This window comes from Spirosoma oryzicola (genome assembly GCF_021233055.1).
GTDB classification, from domain to species: Bacteria; Bacteroidota; Bacteroidia; order Cytophagales; family Spirosomataceae; genus Spirosoma; species Spirosoma oryzicola.
Map to the genome: position 1 here is coordinate 5,491,635 of NZ_CP089538.1, position 14,071 is coordinate 5,505,705.

At 46.7% G+C, this 14,071-nt stretch carries 25 protein-coding genes; all 25 read right to left on the bottom strand.

Features of this window, described 5'->3' with window-relative positions:
• Nucleotides 1-5: 5 nt before the first annotated feature.
• Nucleotides 6-1,109, bottom strand: coding sequence for a glutamine-hydrolyzing carbamoyl-phosphate synthase small subunit (gene carA, locus LQ777_RS23110; protein ID WP_232560296.1), 1,104 nt, complete (start codon nucleotides 1,107-1,109; stop codon nucleotides 6-8).
• An 84-nt stretch (nucleotides 1,110-1,193) separates the two neighbouring features.
• Nucleotides 1,194-1,802 carry a 50S ribosomal protein L17 gene (rplQ, locus tag LQ777_RS23115; RefSeq protein ID WP_232560297.1) on the bottom strand — a complete coding sequence of 203 codons (609 nt, stop codon included), beginning with the start codon at nucleotides 1,800-1,802 and terminating at the stop codon, nucleotides 1,194-1,196.
• Between the two features lie 93 nt (nucleotides 1,803-1,895).
• A complete protein-coding gene (locus LQ777_RS23120) occupies nucleotides 1,896-2,885 on the bottom strand; it encodes a DNA-directed RNA polymerase subunit alpha (protein WP_232560298.1) in 990 nt (329 codons plus the stop codon).
• 163 nt (nucleotides 2,886-3,048) lie between these two features.
• On the bottom strand, nucleotides 3,049-3,654 hold the full coding sequence (gene rpsD, locus LQ777_RS23125; protein WP_232560299.1) for a 30S ribosomal protein S4: 606 nt from the start codon (nucleotides 3,652-3,654) through the stop codon (nucleotides 3,049-3,051).
• Between the two features lie 78 nt (nucleotides 3,655-3,732).
• Nucleotides 3,733-4,128: a 30S ribosomal protein S11 gene (gene rpsK / locus LQ777_RS23130; protein WP_093827728.1), complete on the bottom strand. Its 396-nt coding sequence runs from the start codon at nucleotides 4,126-4,128 to the stop codon at nucleotides 3,733-3,735.
• Nucleotides 4,129-4,228: 100 nt separating this feature from the next.
• Complete coding sequence (rpsM, locus tag LQ777_RS23135) at nucleotides 4,229-4,606, bottom strand: 30S ribosomal protein S13 (RefSeq protein ID WP_232560300.1); 378 nt, start codon at nucleotides 4,604-4,606, stop codon at nucleotides 4,229-4,231.
• Between the two features lie 2 nt (nucleotides 4,607-4,608).
• Nucleotides 4,609-4,725 carry a type B 50S ribosomal protein L36 gene (gene ykgO / locus LQ777_RS23140; protein WP_009284800.1) on the bottom strand — a complete coding sequence of 39 codons (117 nt, stop codon included), beginning with the start codon at nucleotides 4,723-4,725 and terminating at the stop codon, nucleotides 4,609-4,611.
• Nucleotides 4,726-4,804: 79 nt separating this feature from the next.
• Nucleotides 4,805-5,023 carry a translation initiation factor IF-1 gene (gene infA / locus LQ777_RS23145; RefSeq protein WP_009284801.1) on the bottom strand — a complete coding sequence of 73 codons (219 nt, stop codon included), beginning with the start codon at nucleotides 5,021-5,023 and terminating at the stop codon, nucleotides 4,805-4,807.
• Between the two features lie 7 nt (nucleotides 5,024-5,030).
• Nucleotides 5,031-5,870, bottom strand: a complete 840-nt coding sequence (gene map / locus LQ777_RS23150; RefSeq protein WP_425276915.1) for a type I methionyl aminopeptidase — start codon at nucleotides 5,868-5,870, stop codon at nucleotides 5,031-5,033.
• Nucleotides 5,871-5,875: 5 nt separating this feature from the next.
• Entirely contained in the window at nucleotides 5,876-7,192 is a 1,317-nt protein-coding gene (gene secY, locus LQ777_RS23155) for a preprotein translocase subunit SecY (RefSeq protein WP_232560301.1), read from the bottom strand.
• 31 nt (nucleotides 7,193-7,223) lie between these two features.
• Nucleotides 7,224-7,700: a 50S ribosomal protein L15 gene (gene rplO / locus LQ777_RS23160; protein WP_232560302.1), complete on the bottom strand. Its 477-nt coding sequence runs from the start codon at nucleotides 7,698-7,700 to the stop codon at nucleotides 7,224-7,226.
• A gap of 97 nt (nucleotides 7,701-7,797) precedes the next feature.
• The gene (gene rpmD, locus LQ777_RS23165) at nucleotides 7,798-7,977 is read right to left on the bottom strand and encodes a 50S ribosomal protein L30 (protein WP_164034783.1); all 180 of its coding nucleotides are present in this window, start codon (nucleotides 7,975-7,977) and stop codon (nucleotides 7,798-7,800) included.
• A gap of 19 nt (nucleotides 7,978-7,996) precedes the next feature.
• On the bottom strand, nucleotides 7,997-8,515 hold the full coding sequence (gene rpsE / locus LQ777_RS23170) for a 30S ribosomal protein S5 (RefSeq protein WP_163941476.1): 519 nt from the start codon (nucleotides 8,513-8,515) through the stop codon (nucleotides 7,997-7,999).
• A 3-nt stretch (nucleotides 8,516-8,518) separates the two neighbouring features.
• On the bottom strand, nucleotides 8,519-8,872 hold the full coding sequence (gene rplR / locus LQ777_RS23175) for a 50S ribosomal protein L18 (protein WP_262923861.1): 354 nt from the start codon (nucleotides 8,870-8,872) through the stop codon (nucleotides 8,519-8,521).
• A 125-nt stretch (nucleotides 8,873-8,997) separates the two neighbouring features.
• Complete coding sequence (gene rplF, locus LQ777_RS23180; RefSeq protein WP_232560303.1) at nucleotides 8,998-9,555, bottom strand: 50S ribosomal protein L6; 558 nt, start codon at nucleotides 9,553-9,555, stop codon at nucleotides 8,998-9,000.
• Between the two features lie 13 nt (nucleotides 9,556-9,568).
• Complete coding sequence (gene rpsH, locus LQ777_RS23185; protein WP_232560304.1) at nucleotides 9,569-9,967, bottom strand: 30S ribosomal protein S8; 399 nt, start codon at nucleotides 9,965-9,967, stop codon at nucleotides 9,569-9,571.
• 90 nt (nucleotides 9,968-10,057) lie between these two features.
• Entirely contained in the window at nucleotides 10,058-10,327 is a 270-nt protein-coding gene (rpsN, locus tag LQ777_RS23190) for a 30S ribosomal protein S14 (RefSeq protein ID WP_077919287.1), read from the bottom strand.
• Between the two features lie 9 nt (nucleotides 10,328-10,336).
• Nucleotides 10,337-10,894 (bottom strand): 50S ribosomal protein L5, encoded by a 558-nt coding sequence (rplE, locus tag LQ777_RS23195; protein ID WP_232560305.1) that lies wholly within the window; start codon nucleotides 10,892-10,894, stop codon nucleotides 10,337-10,339.
• A gap of 20 nt (nucleotides 10,895-10,914) precedes the next feature.
• The gene (gene rplX / locus LQ777_RS23200) at nucleotides 10,915-11,286 is read right to left on the bottom strand and encodes a 50S ribosomal protein L24 (protein ID WP_232560306.1); all 372 of its coding nucleotides are present in this window, start codon (nucleotides 11,284-11,286) and stop codon (nucleotides 10,915-10,917) included.
• Nucleotides 11,287-11,289: 3 nt separating this feature from the next.
• On the bottom strand, nucleotides 11,290-11,658 hold the full coding sequence (gene rplN, locus LQ777_RS23205; RefSeq protein ID WP_018618706.1) for a 50S ribosomal protein L14: 369 nt from the start codon (nucleotides 11,656-11,658) through the stop codon (nucleotides 11,290-11,292).
• Between the two features lie 3 nt (nucleotides 11,659-11,661).
• Nucleotides 11,662-12,015 carry a 30S ribosomal protein S17 gene (gene rpsQ / locus LQ777_RS30595; protein WP_262923862.1) on the bottom strand — a complete coding sequence of 118 codons (354 nt, stop codon included), beginning with the start codon at nucleotides 12,013-12,015 and terminating at the stop codon, nucleotides 11,662-11,664.
• Between the two features lie 12 nt (nucleotides 12,016-12,027).
• Nucleotides 12,028-12,222 carry a 50S ribosomal protein L29 gene (gene rpmC / locus LQ777_RS23215; protein ID WP_232560307.1) on the bottom strand — a complete coding sequence of 65 codons (195 nt, stop codon included), beginning with the start codon at nucleotides 12,220-12,222 and terminating at the stop codon, nucleotides 12,028-12,030.
• 19 nt (nucleotides 12,223-12,241) lie between these two features.
• Nucleotides 12,242-12,670, bottom strand: coding sequence for a 50S ribosomal protein L16 (gene rplP / locus LQ777_RS23220; RefSeq protein ID WP_232560308.1), 429 nt, complete (start codon nucleotides 12,668-12,670; stop codon nucleotides 12,242-12,244).
• Between the two features lie 106 nt (nucleotides 12,671-12,776).
• Nucleotides 12,777-13,673 (bottom strand): 30S ribosomal protein S3, encoded by an 897-nt coding sequence (rpsC, locus tag LQ777_RS23225; protein WP_232560309.1) that lies wholly within the window; start codon nucleotides 13,671-13,673, stop codon nucleotides 12,777-12,779.
• Between the two features lie 3 nt (nucleotides 13,674-13,676).
• Complete coding sequence (gene rplV, locus LQ777_RS23230; RefSeq protein WP_232560310.1) at nucleotides 13,677-14,069, bottom strand: 50S ribosomal protein L22; 393 nt, start codon at nucleotides 14,067-14,069, stop codon at nucleotides 13,677-13,679.
• Nucleotides 14,070-14,071: the final 2 nt, after the last annotated feature.

Here is a 14,071-nt window from a genome sequence, read left to right on the forward strand (position 1 = left end):
TTCTTTTACTCGTTCATCATTCCTACGAATTGATCAAATAAGTAGTGGGAATCATGAGGTCCCGGTGATGACTCCGGGTGGTACTGAACCGAAAACGCAGGCTTGTCTTTACGACGAATCCCTTCAATCGTTTTATCATTCAGGTTTATGTGCGTTAGCTCAATATTATCGTGATCCATCACCTCCTCGGCGCTTACAGCGAAACCGTGATTTTGCGACGTTATTTCACAATGACCCGTGATCAAGTTCTTTACCGGGTGATTAAGTCCGCGGTGGCCGTTGTGCATTTTATATGTCGATATACCACTAGCTAGCGATAGAATCTGATGGCCCAGACAGATACCGAACACAGGCTTCTCCTCGTCCAGAACTTGCTTCACAGTTTCAACGGCATAAGGCATAGCCGCCGGATCACCAGGGCCATTAGCGATAAAATAGCCGTTTGGTTTCCAGGCAGCCAGTTCGCTATACGACGTTCTAGCCGGGAATACTTTACAGAACACTCCGCGCTCGTTGAAATTAGACAGAATGCTCCGCTTCACACCCAAATCCAGAACCGCTACGCGTAACTTCGATTCAGGATCGCCCTGCTCGTACGCTTCTTTTGTGCTTACCTCCGACGAAAGCTCAAGCCCAGCCATATCCGGTACTTTGTGCAACTCCGCCAATAAAGCTACCGGATCCAGAATCTCAGATGAGATAATGCAGTTCATCACGCCTTTGGAGCGGATATAACGCACTAACTGACGTGTATCGACGCCATGAATACCGACAATGTTAGCACGCTCAAAATAATCCTGTAACGAACCATAGGCTGTATAGCGGGAATGGATATCAGAGAAGAAGTTACAAACCATTCCCCGAATTTTGACACCATTTGATTCCTGCTCGGCATTGTTCAACACGCCGTAATTTCCGATGTGCGAAGTAGTGTTGATAATTACCTGTCCGTAGTAAGATGGATCGGTGTAAATTTCCTGATAACCGGTCATGCCCGTGTTAAAGCAGATTTCACCACCGGCAGTACCTTTTTTACCGAGTGCTAATCCTCTGTATACGGTTCCATCTTGTAAAACCAATAAAGCTTCCGGCTGCTGCGTATGTTTCATAGATGCGTTTTGGCTTAAAAAGCTAAAAAAAAGGGCTAACCCATAACGGTTAACCCCTTATTAATATGGATGACAAGTATGTCATTAACTTTCCTTCGTTTCGTCAGGAGTTGATGCTTCAGGAGCAGCGGGTGTTTCGTCAGCAGGGGCTTCCGTTGTTGTTGCTTCCGCAGCAGGTGCTTCTTCAGTAACTGGCGTTTCTGCGGCAACAGCAGCGGGTGCAGCAGCTACTGCTTCAGGAGCAGTTTCTTCAGCAGAACGGCCACCACTCCGACGGCTCCGGCGTGTTCTTGTCGTTGTCGTCGCTTTCTCAGCGGCAGCAGCGATCAGTACTTCGTTGAAGTCGACCAATTCGATCAGGCAGGTTTCAGCGTTATCACCTAACCGGTTACCCAATTTGATGATCCGCGTGTATCCGCCTGGACGGCTGGCGATTTTATCAGCCACCGCTCCGAACAGTTCTTTAACTGTTTCTTTATCCGTCAAGGCCTGGAACACCATCCGACGATTCTGGTGGGTGTCATCTTTGGCCCGCGTTAAAATTGGCTCCACAAACTTACGGAGTTCTTTTGCCTTCGCAACCGTCGTTTCAATCCGCTTATGCAGGATCAACGACGAAGCCATGTTCTGCAACATCGCTTCGCGGTGCGAGTGCGTCCGGCTTAGGTGGTTATCTTTTTTACCGTGTCTCATTATTTTATGATGTTTACGGCTTATGGTTTACAGTTTGTGGTTTACCGATGAACACAGTCAACTAGAAACCGAGACCATAAACCGCAAACCGACTTAGTCTTCGTCTAATCTGTACTTAGCGACGTCCATACCGAACGTCAGGTTTTTCTCAGCAACTAATTGCTCTAATTCTGTCAGCGATTTCTTACCGAAGTTACGGAACTTCATCATGTCTGAAATCTCTAACCGAACCAGATCGCCCAACGTCCGTACATCAGCCGATTTAAGGCAGTTATAAGCACGAACTGACAAGTCAAGATCTGCCAATGAAGTTTTGAGCAGTTTGCGCATGTGCAGTACTTCCTCATCCACCACGTTTTCTTCTTCAGGCTTAGTCGTTTCAAACGTCATTGTTTGATCCGAGAACAGCATGAAGTGCTGAATAAGAATGTAAGCTGCGCCTTTTAATGCTTCTTCTGGGTGGATTGAACCATCCGTTTCAATGTCCAGCAGCAACCGCTCATAGTCCGTTTTTTGCTCAACCCGGGTATTCTCAACGCTATATTTCACGTTTTTGATTGGCGTGTAAATAGCATCAAGCGGGATATGACCAAACGGTAATTCATTTGCACGTGGTTCATCAGCCGGAACATAGCCACGACCTTTTTCCACGAAAATTTCCATTTCTAAGTCCCGTGTATCGTCGATGTGGCAGATCTCCAGTTCAGGATTCAGCACTTCGAACGATGGCGAAAACTTAGATATATCACCAGCCTTTAAGACTGATTGTTTTTTAATGTTGACCGTAATTTTGTTGTCAACCATGTCTGAAATCTTTTTGAACCGAACCATTTTCAGGTTCAGGATGATTTCAGTCACGTCTTCAACCACACCCTCGATCGAAGAGAATTCGTGCAACACGCCGGGGAATTTTACGCTTGTGATTGCGTAACCTTCCAGCGACGACAGTAAGATACGCCGGAGCGCATTACCGATTGTTACACCGTATCCTTTTTCAAGGGGTTTGAATTCAAACACCCCGTGAAAGTCGTCAGCTTTCTCCACTACGACTTTGTCGGGCATTTGGAACGCTAAAATTGACATACGTTTCGTATTGTTTACAGCAGTTCTCTGCCTTGGCGTGAAGACTGAAACATATCTGTAGTATAGATCCTGATCAAAGCTGTGCTAGGACAGTTTAACCGGTGAAAAAACTACAAACAATTTATAGTAAACCAGCAGAACCCAGAAGGTTCTGCTAGACTTATTATTTCGAATACAATTCGACGATTGCCTGCTCGTTGAAGTTCTCAGGAATCTGATCACGCTCAGGGTAGCTGATGAACTTACCCGTTAACTGTTGGTTATCCCACTCAACCCAGTTGTACCGTTTCGTGTTACGAGCCGATAGGCTAGACGAAACAGCTTCCAACGATTTTGATTTTTCACGAACACCAATCAGTTGACCTGGCTTCAATGAATAAGAAGGGATGTTTACAACTTCACCATCAACAATGATGTGCTTGTGAGATACCAGCTGGCGAGCAGCCCGGCGTGATGAAGCAATGCCTAAACGGTAAACGGTATTGTCCAAACGAGCTTCACACAGTTTCAGCAGGTTTTCACCCGTGATACCTTCACGAACCTGAGCGCGGTGGAACAACGCCCGGAACTGGCGCTCCAGGATACCGTACGTGTATTTTACTTTTTGCTTTTCAAGCAACTGGAGCGCATATTCAGATTGTTTCCGTTTGCGTCCACGGCCGTGCATACCCGGTCCGTAATTCTTTTTCTGAAGCGCCTTGCTCGGTCCTAGGATAGGCTCACCGAACTTACGCGAAACTTTGGCTTTTGGCCCTGTGTAACGTGCCATTCTTCAATGAATGAATAATTGTGAAACATTGGACAGACACAACTAAATGTCACCTGCCCCTATTCATGTCATCCGTAATTATACGCGACGACGTTTTGGCGGCCGGCAACCATTGTGCGGCAGCGGGGTAATATCACGAATCGTGGTTACTTCGATCCCTGAGTTCTGAATGGTACGGATTGCCGACTCACGGCCTGAACCTGGACCTTTCACGAACACTTCTGCTTTACGCATTCCCAAATCATGGGCAACGGCAGCACAGTTAGAAGCGGCAGTCTGAGCAGCATATGGGGTATTTTTCTTTGAGCCACGGAAGCCCATTTTACCCGCCGATGCCCAGGAAATAACCTGGCCGTTCATATTAGTAATCGAAATGATGATGTTATTGAAAGTAGCCCGGATGTGTACTTGGCCTACAGGTTCAACAACTACCACCCGCTTTTTCGCTTTGTCTTTGCGTTTTGCTTGAGCCATTGTGTTAGGTAATCGTCAATGTCATAAGCTGTCATAATTTGTTATCCAAAAAAACCGGGTAACCGTACATGACTATATATGACTCGAAACGACCTGTTAATTATTTAGTAACTTTTTTCTTGTTAGCAACTGTCTTCCGCTTACCCTTACGCGTACGAGAGTTGTTCTTCGTGTGCTGGCCACGTACTGGTAGACCTTTACGGTGACGTAGACCGCGGTAGCAACCGATGTCCATCAAGCGTTTGATGCTTAGCTGAACTTCAGAACGCAACTGACCTTCTACTTTGTACTCGTTCGAGATAGCATTACGCACGGCGCTTGCTTCTTCATCCGACCACTCGCTAGCTTTCTTGTCAACACTGATTCCAGCATCGGTCAAAATCTTTTTTGCCCGGCTGCGGCCAATGCCGTAGATATAGGTCAGCGCAATTTCACCACGCTTTTTATCTGGAATATCAACACCTGCAATACGTGCCATTCTTAGCCTTGTCTTTGTTTATAACGGGGATTCTTTTTGTTGATCACGTACAGCTTTCCTTTCCGACGGATCACGATGCAGTCTTCACTGCGCTTCTTGATGGACGCTTTAACTTTCATGATAAAAGTTTTTCTGTTTATCGTTTTTAGTTATCCGTTTGAGTAGAGCCTAACGCCCTTCCCTACTTCTCCTAAAGACTTATTTGTATCGGTACACAATCCGCGCCTTACTCAAATCATAAGGCGACATTTCAAGTTTTACGCGATCTCCCGGTAATATTTTGATGTAGTTCATCCGCATTTTACCGGAGATATGAGCAATTACCTCGTGCTTGTTTGCCAGTTCTACCCGGAACATCGCATTCGATAATGCCTCCAAAATCACACCATCCTGTTCTATAGAATTCTGTTTAGCCATGTTCGCTTTATGCCGCCATCAGTCCTTGCGATTCGACCATCAGGCTCGTGTTCGCGGTTACTGCTTCAATGTATTCAAAGGTTGTCAGAATTTCAGCTTTCCCTTTTCGCACAGCTACTGTGTGTTCAAAGTGCGCTGACGGTTTACGGTCTACAGTCCGAATAGTCCATCCGTCACGCTCCTGTACGATAGCCTTCTTACCGAAGTTAATCATTGGCTCGATAGCCAGTATCATACCTTCCTGTAGTTTAGGACCTTGCCCACGCTTACCATAGTTTGGTACTTCGGGAGCTTCGTGCAAGTTTTGCCCTACTCCGTGTCCTACTAACTCGCGGACAACAGAATAGCCGAATTTCTCTGTGTACGTTTGAATCGCATAACCAATATCACCTACACGATTTCCTTCTATTGCCTTTTCTATACCAATGTATAGCGACTCTTTTGTTCGAGCCAGCAATTTTCTTGTGGCCAGGTTTACCTCCCCCACTGGATACGTATATGCACTATCGCTATGATATCCATTCAACTTAACTCCGCAATCGATAGAGATAATGTCACCATCGCGAAGCTCATATCGGCTTGGAAAACCATGAACGACTACGTCGTTAACCGATATGCACAGTGAAGCGGGAAACTTATTATAACCTAAGAATGATGGAGAGCCACCGTTGTCTTTAATAAACGTTTCCGCGACCTTATCCAGTTCCTTTGTCTGTATACCGGGCCGAATCAGCTTAGCTACTTCAGCATGAGCTTTTCCAAGTACTTGGGCACTATTTTTTATAAGAGTGATTTCTTCATCACTCCTGTAAAAAATCATTTTCTCTTTTTTATCAGAACTACCCATTCTTGTTAGACTGCAACTGTCTCGTTCGTCCGACCTTGTACACGGCCAGACTTCATTAATCCTTCGTACCGACGCATCAATAAGTAGCTTTCTACCTGCTGCAATGTGTCAAGTACAACACCGACCATGATGAGCAATGATGTACCGCCAAAAAACTGAGCAAAGCCACTAGTCATACCTAGTAAGTTCGCAATAGCAGGAAGGATTGCCACAATAGCCAGCATTATAGCACCTGGCAGTGTGATCCGATCCAATACAGTTCCAATATATTCCGATGTTTGAATACCAGGTTTAACACCAGGAATAAAGCCGCCACTACGCTTCATATCATCAGCAATTTGAGTCGGATTGACCGAAATAGCCGTGTAGAAGAATGTGAAGACAATGATCAGTAGTGCAAACAGCACGTTATATTGCCAGGTGGTATAGCTCTGGAAAGCATTTTGCACGCTTGCGGCAAAATCACTTTTTTCAGAAAAAAGACCTGATAAATAACCCGGAATAAACATCAACGCCTGAGCAAAGATGATTGGCATTACACCAGCAGCGTTCAGTTTTAAAGGCAGATATTGGCGTTGACCACCTACAACCTTGTTACCAATAACCTGCTTAGCGTACTGAATTGGAATTCTCCGAACTGCTTGTGTTAAAACAACGGCACCCATTACAACAAAATAAAGGGCAACCAATTCAAGCACAAACAATAACAAACCACCTGTACCTCTTGACTGCTGTTCACCAATGATAGCGCCTGGAAGCCGAGATACAATACCAATCATAATGATCATCGAAATACCATTACCAATTCCTTTGTCTGTAATGCGTTCGCCCAGCCACATACAGAAGATAGTACCTGAGGTAAGAATAAATAGAGACGAAATAGTAAACAGTCCACGATCGATCAGCAGCGCATCGGCAGGAATCGTAGTACGTATGTATGTGATTGCCTGTACAGCAGTCACACCGATTGTCAGTACTCGTGTTATTTGATTCAATCGCTTACGGCCTGACTCCCCTTCCTTCTGCATTTTCTGGAAATAAGGAAGAGCCAGCGTTAGCAACTGAATTGCAATCGAGGCTGATATATAGGGCATGATGCCCAGCGCGAAAATAGACGCTTTGCTGAACGCGCCACCCAAAAAAGTGTCTAACAAACCAAGCAAACCTTGTGGGTTCAAATTCAGTTTGTTAGGGTCCACACCCGGTAGCACAATCGCTGAACCGAGACGAAACGCCGTAATAAACAACAACGTATTGAGGATACGACTCCGCAACTCGTCAATTGCAAAAATATTCTTAAACGTGGTGATCAGTCGGTTCATAAAAGTAGGCGGCTGATGCCGTGCTCACAACTTAGTTAGCTGCTTCCTCTTTCGCTGGTTTAGCGGGCACAATTGCTTTTCCACCTGCTTTTTCGATTGCTTCTTTAGCACTGTTCGAGAAAGCATGTGCGTGAACTTCCACAGCCGTTGTTAACTCACCACGGCTCAGAATTTTCACAAGATCTTTTTTGCTTACTAATCCGTGTTGGAGTAGGAAGTCAATGTCAACCACTGTTGCTTTTGTCTCATCAACCAAAGCCTGAATAGAATCCAGATTGAGTGGTTTGTATTCGACACGGTTGATATTTTTAAAGCCGAACTTCGGAACACGACGTTGAAGAGGCATCTGACCACCTTCAAAGTGTGTTTTACGGCTGTAACCTGAGCGCGACTGCGCTCCTTTGTGACCACGCGTGGACGTACCACCCATGCCTGATCCTTGCCCGCGTCCGACTCGCTTGCGCTCTTTGACGGAACCTTTTGCCGGTTTAAGGTTGCTTAAATTCATTGTCGTTATTAATAAAAAAAGATGATTCTTTTGACCTCTCAATCATGTGCGGTACGAGACCACGCTGAATAGGAAGCCAAAAGAATCGCAAAGATACTTAAATTTCTTCAACCTTTACTAAGTGCTGTACTTTGTTGATAGCACCTTTTAAAGAATCGTTATATTCTAGCTCAACACTGTGGTTGATTTTGCCCAAGCCTAACGACTTGATTGCGTTTTTCTGAGATAGCGGTCGTTTAATGGTGCTGCTGACCTGCGTGATGCGTACTCGTGCCATGTCTATTGCTCCTTTCTAATTAACCGTTAAATACTTTAGCCAAACTCACCTGACGCTGGAAAGCAACTTGGTGTGGCAAACGCATTTTCAGCAGTGCGTCAAGCGTTGCTTTCACCACGTTGTGTGGGTTCGACGAACCTTTTGACTTCGCTAATACGTCGCGGACACCAGCTGATTCAAGAACAGCCCGCATAGCACCACCCGCAATTACACCCGTACCAGGAGCAGCAGGTTTCAGGAGAACAAATCCACCACTGAATTTGCCTTCCATTTCGTGGGGTACCGTGTGCTTCAAGAGAGGAATCTGCACCAGATTTTTCTTAGCATCTTCTACTCCTTTAGCGATGGCATCCGTCACTTCATTGGCTTTACCTAAGCCGTATCCGACGACACCGTTACCGTCTCCGACAACGACAATTGCCGAGAAACTAAACCGGCGACCACCTTTTACCACCTTCGCTACGCGGTTGATGGCTACCACCTTTTCTTTCAGGTCGGCTTCGTTAAACTTTGTCGGTCTTGCTGCGTTCGTGTTCATCCTTTAGAACTTAAGGCCACCCTCGCGGGCTGCATCGGCCAGTGCTTTTACTTTACCGTGATACAAATAGCCATTACGGTCGAATACGACGGTGTCGATGTTTTTGGCAAGCGCTTTTTCAGCTAGCCGCTGTCCGACTTTCTTTGCAGTTTCGACGGTATTGCCTTCTACTTCGCTCTTCAGTTCAACCGAAGAAACGGCTGCCAGCGTGTTACCGGCAACGTCATCGATTAATTGAGCGTAAATCGCTTTGTTCGAGCGAAAAACTGACAAACGGGGACGTTCGGCTGTACCAGAAACTTTTGCCCGGATACCGTATTTAATCCGTTGTCTTCTTTCTTGTTTATTCGTTGCCATCTTATTTGATTCCGACCAAATAGGCGATTTTTATTGTCCTTAATTAGTCATTGATTGTCATTGGTTGCCGATAGCTGCCCATAATGAACAAATAACTAATGGCAACTAATGACAATAACTTGACCTTATTTTTTCGACGAAGACTTACCAGCTTTACGGCGTACTTGCTCACCAACAAAGCGGATACCCTTCCCTTTGTAAGGCTCAACTTTACGCAGTGAGCGGATTTTGGCCGCTACATCACCGAGAAGTTGTTTATCAGAACCTTCAAGGTAAACCTTTGGGTTCTGTCCTTTTTCGGTTACAGCCGTTACTTTGATCTCAGAAGGAACAGCTACGTACACGTTGTGCGAGTATCCTAGTTGTAGTTCGAGAACATTGTTGGCGACCGATGCTTTGTAACCTACCCCGATTATTTCCAGGTCAAGTTTAAAGCCTTCGCTTACACCTGTTACCATGTTGTTAACCAACGAACGGTAAAGGCCGTGCAACGCCTTGTGACGTTTTTGTTCCGTCGGACGGGATACTTGGATCTGGCCCTCTTCGACTGCTACCGAAATGTCCGGATCAATCGTTTGAGTCAGCGTGCCCTTCGGTCCTTTTACAGTCACAACGTTTTGACCATCTACGGTCAACGTAACGTTGCTTGGCAGAGCGATGAGTTTCTTACCTATGCGTGACATCGTTCAGTTCGGATTAATACACGTAACACAATACTTCACCACCCACGTTCAGCGTCTTAGCTTCTTTGTCCGTCATCACGCCTTTAGAAGTCGAAATGATGGCTACACCCAGTCCATTCAGGATACGGGGTAGATGGTCAGCTCCGCGATACTGGCGAAGACCAGGACGGCTGATACGCTGTAGGTCAACAATAGCAGATTGCTTTGTCGTTGGATTGTACTTAAGCGCGATCTTGATCGTGCCCTGGGCAGAGTTATCGTCAAACTTGTAGTTTTGGATATACCCCTTATCGTACAAAACCTTGGTAATTTCTTTCTTTATATTGGAAGCAGGAATTTCCACAACCCGGTGCTTAGCCCGGATAGCGTTTCTGATTCGGGTCAGAAAATCTGCTATTGGATCTGTATTCATTCTTAGCGTTGCGTTACTTGCAAACCCCTGTTTCCAAGAAAGTTCGCAAAATTACGGAAACTGAATTACAAATGGAAATGATGACTGGAACTACCAGCTTGCCTTAGTTACACCTGGAATTTTACCTGCCGATGCCATCTCACGGAACGTTACCCGCGAAATGCCAAACTTACGCATGTAACCCCGTGGGCGACCCGTTAATTTGCAACGGTTGTGCAGACGAACAGGTGATGCGTTTTTAGGCAGCTTATCAAGACCAATATAGTCACCAGCAGCTTTCAAAGCAGCACGCTTTGCAGCGTACTTAGCTACCAGTGCTTCACGTTTCCGTTCCCGGGCTTTGATTGATTCTTTTGCCATGTCTGTTGGTTATTTCTTGCCAGTGTTTGCAAATGGCATACCCAATGATTTCAACAATTCATAGCTTTCGTTATCCGAGTTGGCAGTCGTCACGAACGTGATGTCCATACCTGAGATACGAGCTACTTTGTCAATACTGATCTCAGGGAAGATGATCTGCTCCTGTACACCGAACGTGTAGTTGCCACGGCCATCAAATCCTTTATCGCTGATGCCTTTGAAGTCCCGAACGCGCGGCAACGAAACTGTCGTTAACCGATCCAGGAATTCATACATCCGCTCACCACGTAGTGTCACCTTCGCACCGATTGGCATTTTCTCCCGCAGCTTGAAGTTCGATACAGCCTTTTTCGACAGAGTCGGAACGGCTTTCTGACCCGTGATGGTCGTTAATTCTTCGACGCCTACGTCAACCAACTTCTTGTCAGCGACAGCAGCACCGATCCCTTTATTGATAACAATCTTGCTCAGACGCGGTACTTGCATAACCGACTTATACTGAAACTTGTCTTTCAATTGGGGAACGACCTCGTTTAAATATTTTTCTTTCAGTCTTGGCGTTGCCATTTTCTTAGACCTGCTTAAGGTTATTTACGACCCGCATCGGCGGACCGATCTGGGATAAAGTTGCCTGTCTTCTTCGAGAAGCGTTGCAGCTTTCCCTTGTCGTTCAACTTACGACCCGTACGGGTTGGTTCGCCAGTAGCTGGATCGACCAATTTCAGATTGCTGATGTGGATCGAACCCTCCGTTTTTTCCAAACTCCCTTGTGGGTTAGAAGCGGTTGGCTTCATGTGCTTCGTAATCATAGCGACGCCCTCAACACGAGCACGATCTTTCTCTACGATTACTTCTTTCACCACACCGCGCTGACCTTTTGAGTTACCACCAATGACGAGGACCGTATCACCCGTCTTGATGTGGAATTTATGCTTTGGCAGCGTTATTTTCTTTTCCATTGCTTACAATACCTCTGGAGCTAACGATACGATTTTCATAAACTGCTTCTCACGCAATTCGCGAGCCACAGGTCCGAAAATACGGGTGCCGCGAGGCTCATCGTTGTTGTTGAGCAGAACAGCTGCATTGTCTTCAAAACGGATATATGAACCGTCTTTACGACGTACTTCTTTTTTCGTCCGAACGACAACAGCTTTTGACACCGTGCCCTTCTTCATGCTGCTAGACGACAAAGCCTGCTTTACCGTTACGACAATCTTGTCACCGACAGATGCGTAACGTTTGCCAGTACCGCCCAGAACACGGATAACGAGCACTTCTTTAGCGCCACTGTTATCGGCTACACCTAATCTCGATTCTTGCTGTACCATGGCTTACTTCGCTTTTTCGATGATTTCGACTAAACGCCAACGTTTGTTTTTACTCAATGGGCGGGTCTCCATAACGCGAACAGTGTCGCCGATACCGCACTCATTTTTTTCATCGTGAACGGTCAGTTTCTTCGTTTTATTCTGAAACTTACCGTACAACGGGTGCTTCACTTTACGTTCTACCGCAACCGTGATCGTTTTCTGCATTTTATTGCTTGTCACCCGTCCAATACGCTCTTTCCGAGCGTTCCGCTCCGACGCCGTAGCTTGTGTTGCGGCTGCCTGCGGCTGTTCTGTTGCTACGACCGCCGAAGTAGTTGCTTCTTCCTGCGGTGCTGGTGCTTGTTGCTCTTCCATCGTCGTATCTTATTAGGCTTGCCGCGATTTAACCGTCAGTTCTGTGTTCAGGCGAGCAATCCGTTTACGGCTCTCGCGAATGCGCATTGGGTTCTCTACTGGAGATACCGCATGAGCGAACTTCAGTTTCAGCAGACGGTCTTGTTCTGCGCTGATCTCGTTACGCAGTTCGTCGGCCGACAGTCCTTTCAAGTCTTCTTTTTTCATTTTGTTCGTCGCTTAGGGATTATTCGCCTTGCTCTTGATAATCGCGCCGAACCACAAACTTGGTCCGAACTGGCAATTTTTGTGCTGCCAAGCGCAGAGCTTCCATACCCGTTTCCAGACTAACGCCCGTTGCTTCGAACATAATCGTGCCGGGTTTTACAACGGCTACCCAGTATTCTGGTGCACCTTTACCTTTACCCATCCGTACTTCGGCTGGCTTCTTGGTGATTGGCTTGTCTGGGAAAATACGAATCCAAACTTGGCCTTCACGTTTCATGGCCCGCGTTACAGAAATACGGGCAGCTTCAATCTGGCGGGCAGTGATCCGGCCCGGCTCCAGCGATTTGATGCCGAACGTGCCAAATGCTATTTCGTGGCCCCGCGATGCGATACCAGGAATCCGTCCTTTATGTTGCTTGCGAAATTTTGTTCTTTTTGGCTGTAACATCTTTAAGGAAGTTTACAGTTCTCAGTTATTCAGTTTTTACTTCTTTTTTGATTGAGTCAAAGCGGAATCAAAACCACACGGACACCCGTGAAAACTGAAAACTCGTCTATCGTCTTGGTCCTCCACCGCCACGGTTGCCACCTTGACCACCACCGCCACGGTTGCCGCCTTGACCGCCACCGCCACGGTTGCCACCTTGACCACCACCACGGTTGCCGCCACGGTCATTACCGCCACGATCGCCCCGGTTGCGACCACCACGCTCGTTTCCATCGCGGTCGCCACGTGGGCCACGACGATCACCACGATCATTCGCACTTGCGTTGCGTTCGCCTGCCTGCGCCTGACTCATCATAGCTGCTGGAGACAGATCACGCTTTCCGTACACTTCACCTTTGAAAATCCACACTTTGATGCCGATTTTTCCGTAAACGGTTTGTGCTTCAGAAATTGCATAGTCAATATCGGCACGTAACGTATGCAGAGGAACACGTCCTTCTTTATACTGCTCCGAGCGAGCAATTTCAGCTCCACCCAGACGACCTGATACTTTTACTTTAATTCCCTGTGCCCCTACGCGCATAGCCGACTGAATAGCTTGCTTCATCGCGCGACGGAACGATATACGTGCCTGTAGTTGCTGAGCAATCGCTTCACCAACCAGTTTAGCATCGATTTCAGGACGCTTGATTTCAAAGATGTTGATCTGGACGTCTTTACCCGTCACTTTTTTCAACTCTTCTTTGATCTTGTCAACTTCGCCACCACCTTTACCGATAACGATACCTGGACGTGCCGTGTGGATCGTTAAGGTTACACGCTTCAGCGTACGTTCAATTACGACCCGTGCGATAGCTCCTTTGGGGATACGAGCAGCTACGTATTTGCGGATCTTCTCGTCTTCTACGAGTTTGTCAGCAAATTCTTTACCACCGTACCAGCTTGATTCCCAGCCCCGAACAATACCAAGTCGCAGGCCAACTGGATTTATTTTTTGTCCCATTTCTTATTGTTCGTTTTCTGGGGTTTCTGCTTCTGCCTGGCTTAACACAGGCTGAGCTGCACTATCTACTACGATAGTAATATGGTTTGACCGCTTCCGAATCCGGTGACCACGACCTTGTGGGGCAGGGCGCAGACGCTTCAGCATTGGACCACCATCTACAAAAATCGTTTTTACATAAAGGTCTGCGTCTTCAATGCGCTCGCCTTCATTTTTTTGTTGCCAGTTGGCAACCGCCGATAACAGCACTTTCTGTAATACGGCGGCACCGGCTTGCGGCTGATATTTTAAGAGACCCAACGCCCGGCTAACACGCTGACCACGAATCAGATCGGCGATTAACCGCATCTTACGGGGCGACGTGGGCACATCTCTAAGTCTTGCTACTGCTTCCATTC

Coding starts and splice junctions, on each gene's coding strand:
- rplQ (WP_232560297.1), bottom strand. CDS start 1,802: ATGAGACACGGTAAAAAAGATAACCACCTAAGCCGGACGCACTCGCAC.
- infA (WP_009284801.1), bottom strand. CDS start 5,023: ATGGCTAAACAGAATTCTATAGAACAGGATGGTGTGATTTTGGAGGCA.
- rpsN (WP_077919287.1), bottom strand. CDS start 10,327: ATGGCAAAAGAATCAATCAAAGCCCGGGAACGGAAACGTGAAGCACTG.
- rplE (WP_232560305.1), bottom strand. CDS start 10,894: ATGGCAACGCCAAGACTGAAAGAAAAATATTTAAACGAGGTCGTTCCC.
- rplN (WP_018618706.1), bottom strand. CDS start 11,658: ATGGTACAGCAAGAATCGAGATTAGGTGTAGCCGATAACAGTGGCGCT.
- rplV (WP_232560310.1), bottom strand. CDS start 14,069: ATGGAAGCAGTAGCAAGACTTAGAGATGTGCCCACGTCGCCCCGTAAG.
- rpsC (WP_232560309.1), bottom strand. CDS start 13,673: ATGGGACAAAAAATAAATCCAGTTGGCCTGCGACTTGGTATTGTTCGG.
- rpsQ (WP_262923862.1), bottom strand. CDS start 12,015: ATGGAAGAGCAACAAGCACCAGCACCGCAGGAAGAAGCAACTACTTCG.
- map (WP_425276915.1), bottom strand. CDS start 5,870: ATGGGTAGTTCTGATAAAAAAGAGAAAATGATTTTTTACAGGAGTGAT.
- rpsK (WP_093827728.1), bottom strand. CDS start 4,128: ATGGCTCAAGCAAAACGCAAAGACAAAGCGAAAAAGCGGGTGGTAGTT.
- secY (WP_232560301.1), bottom strand. CDS start 7,192: ATGAACCGACTGATCACCACGTTTAAGAATATTTTTGCAATTGACGAG.
- ykgO (WP_009284800.1), bottom strand. CDS start 4,725: ATGAAAGTTAAAGCGTCCATCAAGAAGCGCAGTGAAGACTGCATCGTG.
- carA (WP_232560296.1), bottom strand. CDS start 1,109: ATGAAACATACGCAGCAGCCGGAAGCTTTATTGGTTTTACAAGATGGA.
- LQ777_RS23120 (WP_232560298.1), bottom strand. CDS start 2,885: ATGTCAATTTTAGCGTTCCAAATGCCCGACAAAGTCGTAGTGGAGAAA.
- rplF (WP_232560303.1), bottom strand. CDS start 9,555: ATGTCACGCATAGGTAAGAAACTCATCGCTCTGCCAAGCAACGTTACG.
- rpsM (WP_232560300.1), bottom strand. CDS start 4,606: ATGGCACGTATTGCAGGTGTTGATATTCCAGATAAAAAGCGTGGTGAA.
- rpmC (WP_232560307.1), bottom strand. CDS start 12,222: ATGAAAAAAGAAGACTTGAAAGGACTGTCGGCCGACGAACTGCGTAAC.
- rplP (WP_232560308.1), bottom strand. CDS start 12,670: ATGTTACAGCCAAAAAGAACAAAATTTCGCAAGCAACATAAAGGACGG.
- rpmD (WP_164034783.1), bottom strand. CDS start 7,977: ATGGCACGAGTACGCATCACGCAGGTCAGCAGCACCATTAAACGACCG.
- rpsE (WP_163941476.1), bottom strand. CDS start 8,515: ATGAACACGAACGCAGCAAGACCGACAAAGTTTAACGAAGCCGACCTG.
- rpsH (WP_232560304.1), bottom strand. CDS start 9,967: ATGAATACAGATCCAATAGCAGATTTTCTGACCCGAATCAGAAACGCT.
- rplX (WP_232560306.1), bottom strand. CDS start 11,286: ATGGAAAAGAAAATAACGCTGCCAAAGCATAAATTCCACATCAAGACG.
- rpsD (WP_232560299.1), bottom strand. CDS start 3,654: ATGGCACGTTACACAGGGCCAAAAGCCAAAGTTTCGCGTAAGTTCGGT.
- rplO (WP_232560302.1), bottom strand. CDS start 7,700: ATGAATTTAAGCAACCTTAAACCGGCAAAAGGTTCCGTCAAAGAGCGC.
- rplR (WP_262923861.1), bottom strand. CDS start 8,872: ATGGCAACGAATAAACAAGAAAGAAGACAACGGATTAAATACGGTATC.